Below are 3248 nucleotides of genomic sequence, written 5' to 3'. Positions count from 1 at the left end.
GGCGGGCTCTACGCCGCGGCACTGCTCAAGCGGCTCGGCCCGGACCGGGAGGTCACCGTCTGGGAACGCAACGCCCCCGACGAGACCTTCGGCTTCGGCGTCGTCCTCTCCGACGAGACCCTCGGCGGCATCGAGCACGCCGACCCCGCCGTCCACGCCGCGCTCCGGCGCGAGTTCGTGCGCTGGGACGACATCCACATCGTGCACCGCGGCCGCGCCCTCACCTCCGGCGGGCACGGCTTCGCCGCCCTCGGCCGCCGAAGGCTCCTCCACATCCTGCACGACCGCTGCCGGAACCTCGGTGTCGAGCTGCGTTTTCGCACGCCCGCCCCGCCCCCCGCCGAACTGGCCGCGTCCTACGACCTGGTGATCGCCGCCGACGGGGCGGGCAGCACCACCCGCGCCGCACACGCCGACGTCTTCGCCCCCCGCGTCACCCCGCACCGGTGCCGCTACATCTGGCTCGCCGCCGACTTCGCCTTCGACGCCTTCCGCTTCGAGATCGCCGAGACCGGGCACGGAGTGATGCAGCTGCACGGCTACCCCTACTCCCCGCACGACAGCACCGTGATCGTCGAGATGCGCGAAGAGGTCTGGCGGGCCGCGGGCTTCGACGCGCTCGGCGAACAGGCCTCCGTGGACCGCTGCGCCGAGATCTTCGCGGAGGCCCTCGGCGGACGGCCGCTCAAGTCCAACGACTCCGGCTGGCTCACCTTCCGCACCGTCGTCAACGAGCGCTGGTCCCACGGCAACATCGTGCTCCTCGGAGACGCCGCGCACACCGCCCACTTCTCCATCGGCTCCGGCACCAAACTCGCAGTCGAGGACGCCCTCGCGCTCGCCGCCTGCCTGGAGGAACAGCCCGACCCGGCCCGTGCCCTCGCCGCGTACGAGGCCGAGCGGCGTCCCGTCGTCGAGTCCACCCAGCGCGCCGCCGCGGCCAGCCTGCGCTGGTTCGAGGAACTGCACCGGCATCTCGGTGGAGGGCCGCACCGGTTCGCGTTCGACCTGCTCACCCGCAGCCGCCGCGTCACCCACGGCAACCTGCGGCTGCGGGACGCCGCGTTCACCGAGGCAGTCGAGCGCGAATTCGGCTGCCCGCCCGGTACGCCGCCCATGTTCACGCCCTTCCGGCTGCGCGGGCTGACCCTGCGCAACCGGGTCGTCGTCTCGCCCATGGACATGTACTCCGCCACCGACGGCCTCCCCGGCGACTTCCACCTCGTCCACCTCGGCGCCCGCGCTCTCGGCGGACCCGGACTGGTGATGACCGAGATGGTCTGCGTCAGCCCCGAGGGCCGCATCACCCCAGGCTGCACCGGCCTTTACGACGAAGCGCAGGCCGCGGCCTGGCGGCGGATCACCGACTTCGTGCACAGCGCGGCGCCGGGCACCGCGATCGGCGTCCAGCTGGGCCATTCCGGCCGCAAGGGTTCCACCCGCCCGATGTGGGAGGGCATGGACGAGCCGCTGCCCGACGGCAACTGGCCGGTGAGCGCCGCCTCGCCCATCCCCTACCGCGCCGGGGTCAACCAGGTCCCCAGGGCACTCGACCGCGCGGGCATGAACGAGATCCGCGAGCAGTTCGCGGCCGCCGCGCGCCGCGCCGCGCACAGCGGGTTCGACCTGCTCGAACTGCACTGCGCCCACGGCTATCTGCTCTCCGGTTTCCTCTCGCCGCTCACCAACCGCCGCACCGACGCCTACGGCGGCCCGCTCCCGGGCCGGCTGCGCTTCCCCCTCGAAGTCTTCGACGCCGTGCGGGAGGCCTGGCCCGACGACCGGCCCATGACCGTGCGGATCTCCGCCACCGACTGGGCCGAGGGCGGCACCACCGCCGACGACGCCGTGGAGATCGCCCGCGCCTTCGCCGCGCACGGCGCCGACGCCCTCGACGTGTCCACCGGCCAGGTCGTGCCGTACGAAAGCCCCGAGTACGGCCGCTCCTACCAGACGCCGTACGCCGACCGGATCCGCGGCGAACTGGGCATGCCCGTGATCGCCGTCGGCGCCATCTCCTCCTGGGACGACGTCAATTCGCTCCTCCTCGCCGGACGCGCGGACCTGTGCGCGCTGGCCAGACCCCATCTCTACGACCCGCACTGGACCCTGCACGCCGCCGCGGAGCAGGGCTACACCGGCCCTGGTGCACCGTGGTCGGCGCCGTACCGCGCGGGCAGCCGCACACCCCCGACCGGCCGGACCGACGCGCCCAAGCCGCGGCTCACCCTGTCCCGCTGAACCGGTGCACGCCCGGGCCCTCCGGTCCGGGCCCTCCGGTCCGGGCCCTCCGGTCCGGGCCCTCCGGTCCGGGCCCTCCGGTCCTTCGCTCGCCGGCCCGGCGGTCCGGGGCCGGCCGCCCGGCCCGGTCGGGAGGCTCAGGCCGTCCCGCCGAGCCCCCGGTCCCGCAGCACCCGCCGCTCCAGAGGAGCCAACACCACAGACTCCACCAGCACACCCACCGCCAGGATCAGCGCCACGGCCGCCAGCACCACCGCCGCGTCCCCGCTCTCCTTGCCCGCGCCGAGGATCCGCCCCACACCCGGCAGCGGCGTCGCCGTGATCAGCTCCGCCGTCATCAGCGCCCGCCAGCCGAACGTCCAGCCCTGCCGCAGCGCCGCGATCAACCCCGGCAGGGCCGCCGGCAGCAGCACCTTGCGCACCGCAAGCCGCCCCGTGGCACCCATGGTCCGCCCAGCGCGGCGCAGCAGCGGCGGGATCTGGTCGACCGCGCTCAGCAGCCCCATGGCGATGGACGGCACCGCGCCGAGCAGCACCACCGCGTACACCGCGCGCTCCGAATCGCCGAGCGCGATCACCGCCATCGGCACCAGCGCGGCCGCGGGCAGCGCCTGGAAGGCGGACAGGACGGGCGCGACGATCGTACGGAGCACGGCGTACCGCGCCACGAACAGCCCCAGCGGGGCTCCGACCAGCACCGAGGCGCCGAAACCGAGCGCGGTGCGCGCCGCGCTGTTGCCCAGGGCGGGCAGCAGCGTCCCGTCCCGCCACCGCTCCGCGAGCGCGCCCCACACGGCGGCGGGCGCGGGCAGCGCGGGCAGCAGGCCGAGCCCGCTGGTCAGCTGCCACACCGCCAGCACGCACACCAGCGCCAGGAAGGGCGCCGCGGACCGGCCGTCGAGCCCGCGCCGGCGCCGCGCCGGGACGGCGGCCGGGGACTCCAGTGCGTCGAGTCCCGAGGAGAGGCCGTCCACGCTGTCCTCCCCGACCACCCCGTTCTCCCGGTC

Annotated in this window: 2 protein-coding genes; one reads left to right on the top strand and one right to left on the bottom strand. The window is 75.0% G+C overall.

All coding sequences use genetic code 11. The annotated features are described in order from the left end of the window. Window positions 1-2241, top strand: a 2241-nt coding sequence (locus tag GUY61_RS36535) for a bifunctional salicylyl-CoA 5-hydroxylase/oxidoreductase (protein ID WP_166634601.1), incomplete at its 5' end; no start/stop codon positions are given. A gap of 137 nt (window positions 2242-2378) precedes the next feature. On the opposite strand, the gene GUY61_RS36530 is transcribed toward GUY61_RS36535, so the two are convergent. Next, a partial coding sequence (locus GUY61_RS36530) for an ABC transporter permease (RefSeq protein ID WP_208106896.1) occupies window positions 2379-3248 on the bottom strand: 870 nt, incomplete at its 5' end.

Origin of the sequence: Streptomyces sp. GC420 (genome assembly GCF_009916105.1) — a bacterium.
Lineage (GTDB): Bacteria > Actinomycetota > Actinomycetes > Streptomycetales > Streptomycetaceae > Streptomyces.
This window is presented reverse-complemented; position numbering and strand designations above follow the sequence as displayed.